The following is a 5,362-nucleotide window of genomic DNA, read 5'->3' as shown; positions in this document are numbered from 1 at the left end:
GTGCGGGGGTGGTGGGTGCCGGGGTGGTGGCGGTGCTGGTCATGGGCACCACCCTGCCCGCCGCTCGCCCGGCGGTCGATGACCCCGGAGGTCATGGCCGGACCCGGGTCACCCCATGGCGACCGAGTACGGGGCGAAGCGGCGGGTGATGTCGCCGGGGAGGTCGGCGGCGCCGAGGACCATCAGGGAGCAGCGGGACCGCCTGGCCAGGCCGTGGCCTTCGAGCCAGGCCGCGAGGGCGGGGTGCCGGTCGTCGGCGTCGAACCGAACCGGCAGGTCCGAGGCGGCGGCCAGGCGGGCGATCAGGTCGCGCGCGGTCGCCTCGTCGTCGGCGAGGACGGGGCCGAGGACGGTGGTGGTCTCGTTGGGCCAGGAGGCGGCGTAGCCGGCGAGCCGGCCTCCGGCCTCGGCGACCAGCAGGCGGTCGGCGAAGGCGGGCAGCCGGGCGAGCAGCCCGGTGCGGTCGGCGCCGAAGACGGGCAGGTCGTAGGCGAGGAGCGCGGGCATGTCGGCGGCGGTGGCGTCGCGCACGGTGTGGGCGCTCGCCCGGCGGTGGGCGCCGGTGAAGTGCCCCCGGAGCGTGGTGAACGCGCCGACCGCCGTGAAGCCGAGCTGTTCGTACAGCGGCCTCCCGTTCTCCGTCGCGCTGAGGAACGCGGTCGCCGTGCCGCACTCGGCGATGGCGTGCCGCATCAGCGCACGCCCTATGCCCCGGCGCTCCCACCGCCGGGCGACCAGCATCATGCCGAGGGCCCGGTGCGTGTCGGTGTAGGGCATCAGCACCACGGAGGCGATCAGCCCGCCGTGCGCGTCCCCGGGCGGGGCGTCGATGCCGAACCCCTGGCCGGCGCTGAGCAGCAGCCGCCACTTGTGCTTCTCCCGGGTCCAGCCGCGGTCGGCCGCCAGGTCGAGGCAGGCGGCGAGGTCGTGGAGGGTCAGGCGACGGATGGGCGGCAGGGCGGCGGTATCGGCGGGGGAATCGCCGTCGGTGCGGGCGGAGGCAGAGGTCACGGCTTCAGACTGGCTGACGGGCCGGGGGCGCGGCGACCGCTTTTCCCCGGCCCTCCGCCCGCGCTCGCTCCCCGGCTCGTGCCCCGGCCCGCTCGCGCTCCCGCGCCCCGCGGCCCCAGCGGGTCGCGCCCCAGGGCTTGGTCACCGCGATCGCGGTCATGAAGAGGTAGCAGGCCAGCGCCACGGAGGGCGGGACGATCAGCTGGGTGCCGTCGGGTACCGGCCGCCCGGCGCCGACCTCACCGGCCACGCGGTTGATCTCGGTGCGTAGCGCGAAGATCGAGGCCGTGGCCGTGATCAGCGTGAGCACGAACTTGACCAGCACCCAGCGGTGGCGGACCAGGCCCCAGTGCGTGCCGAGCGAGAGGACCAGCCCCGTGGCCAGGGCGGTCAGCGCCAGCGGGGCGACCAGCCAGTCCCCGAAGATCTTCATGGAGCGGTAGGCGGCCTCGGCCGTGGCCGCCGAGTCGCTGACGGCACCGGTGACGGCGAGGACCAGCAGGCACAGCGTGAGTCCGAGCCAGCCGACCGACACGGCGACGTGTGCGACCAGGAAGCCCCGGCGAACGGGACGGGCGAGAGGTGTCATGCCCTTACGGTCCTGCCGTACCGGGGCCCGGGGCGTCTGCCGGGTGGAGTATCCGCGGCTACTCGCCGCCGAGTACGCGCCCGCGCGCGCCGGTGGAGCCGGGTGAAACGGAGTGGCGCGCGGGAGACCCCCGGGGTATGTGTGGCCCCATGACTGATCCTGAACAGCGGGACGGCGCCGAGGCGTTGCCCGCCACCCGCAGGGTGCTCGCCCACCGGCTCGCCGTCGCCCAGGCCGAGGGGAGGGCGCCCTCGGTGGTGGCCGCGGTGGTGCGCGACGGGCGGGTCGCGTGGTCCGGGGGCAGGGGCGAGGTCGACCCCGCCTCGGCGGGGAACGTGCAGTACCGCATCGGGTCGCTGACCAAGACGGTGACGGCGGTGCAGGTCATGCGGCTGCGGGACGAGGGGCTGATCGACCTCGGCGATCCGCTGGGCGCGCACCTGGCGACACCGCACGGCGGCGCGGCCACGATCGCGCAGCTCCTCTCCCACACCGGGGGGCTCGCGGCGGAGGCGCGCGGGCCGTGGTGGGAGCGCACGCCTGGCGCGTTGCGCCCCGAGCTGGCCGACGTGTTCGGCGAGGAGCCGGTGAAGCACCCCGAGGGGCGCCGTTTCCACTACTCCAACCCCGGCTACGCGCTCCTGGGCGCGCTGATCGAGAAGCTGCGCGGCGGCGAGCCCTGGTTCGACGTGCTCCGCGGGGAGGTGCTGGCGCCGCTGGGCATGGAGCGGACCACCGCGCTGCCCGCCGAGCCGTACGCGCGCGGCTGGGCGGTGCACCCGTTCGCCGATGTGCGGCAGCCGGAGCCAACCGTGGACACCGGCCGCATGGCGCCGGCCGGTCAGCTGTGGTCGACCCTGGACGACCTGTGCGCGTTCGCGGCCTTCCTTCTGAACGGAAACGACCGGGTGCTGAGCGCGGACAGCATCGCGGAGATGCGCAGAGCCGCCGTCGGACCCGAGGCGTCCGACTGGGACGCCGCCTACGGCCTCGGCCTCCAGCTCGCGCGCCGCGACGGGCGCCTGCTCGCCGGGCACACCGGGTCGATGCCGGGCTTCGTCGCCGGGCTCTGGACGAGCCCGGAGGAGGGGCTGGCCGCGGTCGGCCTCGCCAACGCCACCTCGGGCGTGCACGCGGCCGGCCTGGCGGCCGAGCTCCTCGGCCTCCTCGCCGAGCACGAGCCCGCCGACCCCGATCCCTGGCGCCCGCTGGCCGACGCCGACCCCGAGCTGCTGGCGCTGACCGGGCACTGGTACTGGGGCACCTCTCTCGACGTGCTGCGGCTGCACGAGGGGCGCCGGCTCTCGCTGCGCCCGGCCGGGGGCGCGGGCCGCGGCTCGCGCTTCAGGCCGGAGCCCGACGGCACCTGGACCGGACTCGACGGGTACTTCGCGGGCGAGACGCTGCGGGTGTGCCGCCGCGCGGACGGCTCGGTCGGGCACCTCGACCTGGGCACGTTCGTCTTCACACGGGAGCCGTACGACCCCGGCGCCCCGGTGCCGGGCGGCACCGACCCCGAGGGCTGGCGGTGAACGGCCACCCCGTCCGCCGTCCGTCTCCCGCCGCTAGAGCGGCATCTTGAAGCCGATGTGCGACGCCGTGAAGCCGAGGCGCTCGTAGAAGCGGCGGGCGTCGGTCCTGGCCGCGTCCGAGGTGAGCTGGACGAGCGCGCACCCGCGCCGCCCGGCCTCCTCGACGGCCCAGGTGACGAGCTCGGTCCCCAGCCCCGAGCCGCGCTCCTCGGCGCCCACCCGCACCGCCTCGATGAGGCCCCGGGTGGCGCCCTGCCGCGAGAGCCCGTGCAGAATGCTCAGCTGAAGGGTCCCGACGACGCGGCCGGGTCCCTCCTCATCCCCTTCCCCGGTCCCGCGCGGCCTCTCGGCGACGAAGAGGTGCTGGTAGGGGTCGGCGTCGAGCCGGGCGAACGCGTCCCGGTACGGCGTCAGGTCCGCGGGGTTCTCGCGCTGGGCGCCGAGCATGTCGTCGGCGAGGAGCTCGACGATCCGGGGGACGTCCTCGGACGTTGCCTTCCGCATGATGATATTCACGGCGCTCAGTCTAGAAAACACCAGGAAACGCACGAACCTCGCGTTTCTGGAAGGGGCTTGTGTCTCAGCCGCGTAACGGTAGGGTCAGTCCAGCATCCGAGCGGTGTGAAACCGTGCCATTCATGGGATGCGGGGGGCTCGATGGCCGGGTCCCGGTCTGAACACCGGGAGTTGATCGAGGCGAGGCAGAGTCATGACCGCGATATCCGCCGACGACGGCGCCACCACCACCGGGGGCGGCCACGCCCGCCCGCCGAGGCGTGAGACACCCTCGCCCGACGCGGTGGTGATCAGGCGGACGCTCGCCGAGATCGAACCGGTCGCGGACGAGGCCACGTCCTACTTCTACGCCCTGCTCTTCGTGCAGAACCCCGGCGTGCGCGAGATGTTCCCCCCGGCGATGGACGCCCAGCGCGACCGCATCTTCGGCGCGCTCCTGACGGCGGCGGAGCACATCGACGACACCGTGACGCTGACGGACTACCTGTCCCACCTCGGCCGCGGCCACCGCAAGTACGGCACGCAGCCCGCGCACTACCCGGCGGTGGGCGAGGCGCTGATGTACGCGCTGGAACGTTACGCCCCGCGCAGCTGGGGTCCCGAGGCCGAGGCGGCCTGGGTCCGCGCCTACACCGCCATCTCGCAGACCATGATCGACGCCGCGGCCGACGACGAGATGCGCGCGCCGCCGTGGTGGGACGCGGAGATCGTCGGTCACGAGCGCCGCACCAGCGACGTCGCCGTGGTGACCGTCCGCCCCGACCAGCCGTACCCGTACCGCGCCGGGCAGTACGCCGCCCTGGAGACGCCGTGGTGGCCGCGGGTGTGGCGGCACTACTCGTTCGCGTCGAGCCCGCGGACGGACGGGCTGCTGTCGTTGCATGTGAAGGCCGTGCCCGCCGGGTGGGTCTCGCGCGCGCTGGTCCACCGCGCGCGCCGCGGGGACGTGATCAGACTCGGGCCGCCCAACGGGTCGATGACCGTGGACCACGCCTCGGGGCGCGGGCTGATCTGCGTGGGCGGCAGCACCGGGATCGCGCCGATCAAGGCCCTGGTCGAGGATGTCGCGCAGCACGGCAGGCGCCGCCCGGTCGAGGTGTTCTTCGGCGCCAACCGCGACGCCGACCTGTACGACCTCGACTCGTTCCTCGACCTGGAACGGCGCCTGCCCTGGCTCTCGGTGCGGCCGGTCGTCGCGCAATTCGCGACCCGCGGATTCGCCGGTCAACTGCCGGAAGCGGTCAAGCGGTTCGGGCCGTGGCAGGAGTTCGACGGCTATCTCTCGGGCCCGCCGCAGATGATCCGCAAGAGCATGGACGCGCTGGTCTCCAGCGGCATCCCGGCCGACCGGATACGGCACGACTTCACGGGAACTCTCGTTCCCCCCAGTTAGTAGGAAGAGGCACACGCCTCACACAGACCTCACGCACCACCTCGGGCAGGATGTTCCGAGTTCACGGCCGCACACCACGTAAGAAGTGAAGCGACGACATGTCAGGGATCCCAGGAACAGGAAGCGAAGGGAACGGGAGCGGGAACGGGCGCCTGCCGGTGAGGCCGGTCCCGGCCGACCGGCCGCCCCTGCCGGTCAGGACGGACAGGCACCGCACCCCCGGAAGGCCGTCCGTGCCGACGTCCGGACCCGGCAGATCCGGCCGGAACGACGCGCCGCCGCCGGTCCGGCATGCCCCGGTGGCTCCCCCGCCACCACCCC

The 5,362-nt window shown here is 74.2% G+C and carries 5 protein-coding genes; 2 read left to right on the top strand and 3 right to left on the bottom strand.

Annotated features, from left to right (window positions below; translation table 11 throughout):
- Positions 1-108: 108 nt before the first annotated feature.
- Positions 109-1,011 (bottom strand): GNAT family N-acetyltransferase, encoded by a 903-nt coding sequence (locus ADY01_RS32040; protein ID WP_234320495.1) that lies wholly within the window; start codon positions 1,009-1,011, stop codon positions 109-111.
- Between the two features lie 4 nt (positions 1,012-1,015).
- Positions 1,016-1,600 (bottom strand): hypothetical protein, encoded by a 585-nt coding sequence (locus ADY01_RS32035; protein WP_049580242.1) that lies wholly within the window; start codon positions 1,598-1,600, stop codon positions 1,016-1,018.
- 149 nt (positions 1,601-1,749) lie between these two features.
- Between ADY01_RS32035 and ADY01_RS32030 the strand changes: the two genes are divergently transcribed.
- Positions 1,750-3,132, top strand: coding sequence for a serine hydrolase domain-containing protein (locus ADY01_RS32030; RefSeq protein ID WP_049580241.1), 1,383 nt, complete (start codon positions 1,750-1,752; stop codon positions 3,130-3,132).
- A 33-nt stretch (positions 3,133-3,165) separates the two neighbouring features.
- Here the strand turns inward: ADY01_RS32030 and ADY01_RS32025 are convergent, their stop codons facing one another.
- Positions 3,166-3,636, bottom strand: coding sequence for a GNAT family N-acetyltransferase (locus ADY01_RS32025; RefSeq protein WP_049580243.1), 471 nt, complete (start codon positions 3,634-3,636; stop codon positions 3,166-3,168).
- Between the two features lie 205 nt (positions 3,637-3,841).
- On the opposite strand from ADY01_RS32025, the gene ADY01_RS32020 reads away from it, so the two are divergent.
- On the top strand, positions 3,842-5,041 hold the full coding sequence (locus tag ADY01_RS32020) for a globin domain-containing protein (RefSeq protein WP_049580239.1): 1,200 nt from the start codon (positions 3,842-3,844) through the stop codon (positions 5,039-5,041).
- Positions 5,042-5,362: the final 321 nt, after the last annotated feature.

Origin of the sequence: Streptomyces sp. SBT349 (assembly GCF_001083795.1) — a bacterium.
Classification (GTDB): Bacteria; Actinomycetota; Actinomycetes; order Streptomycetales; family Streptomycetaceae; genus Streptomyces.
Note: the sequence above shows the minus strand (reverse complement) of the source record. Positions and strands in the feature narration are given on the sequence as shown.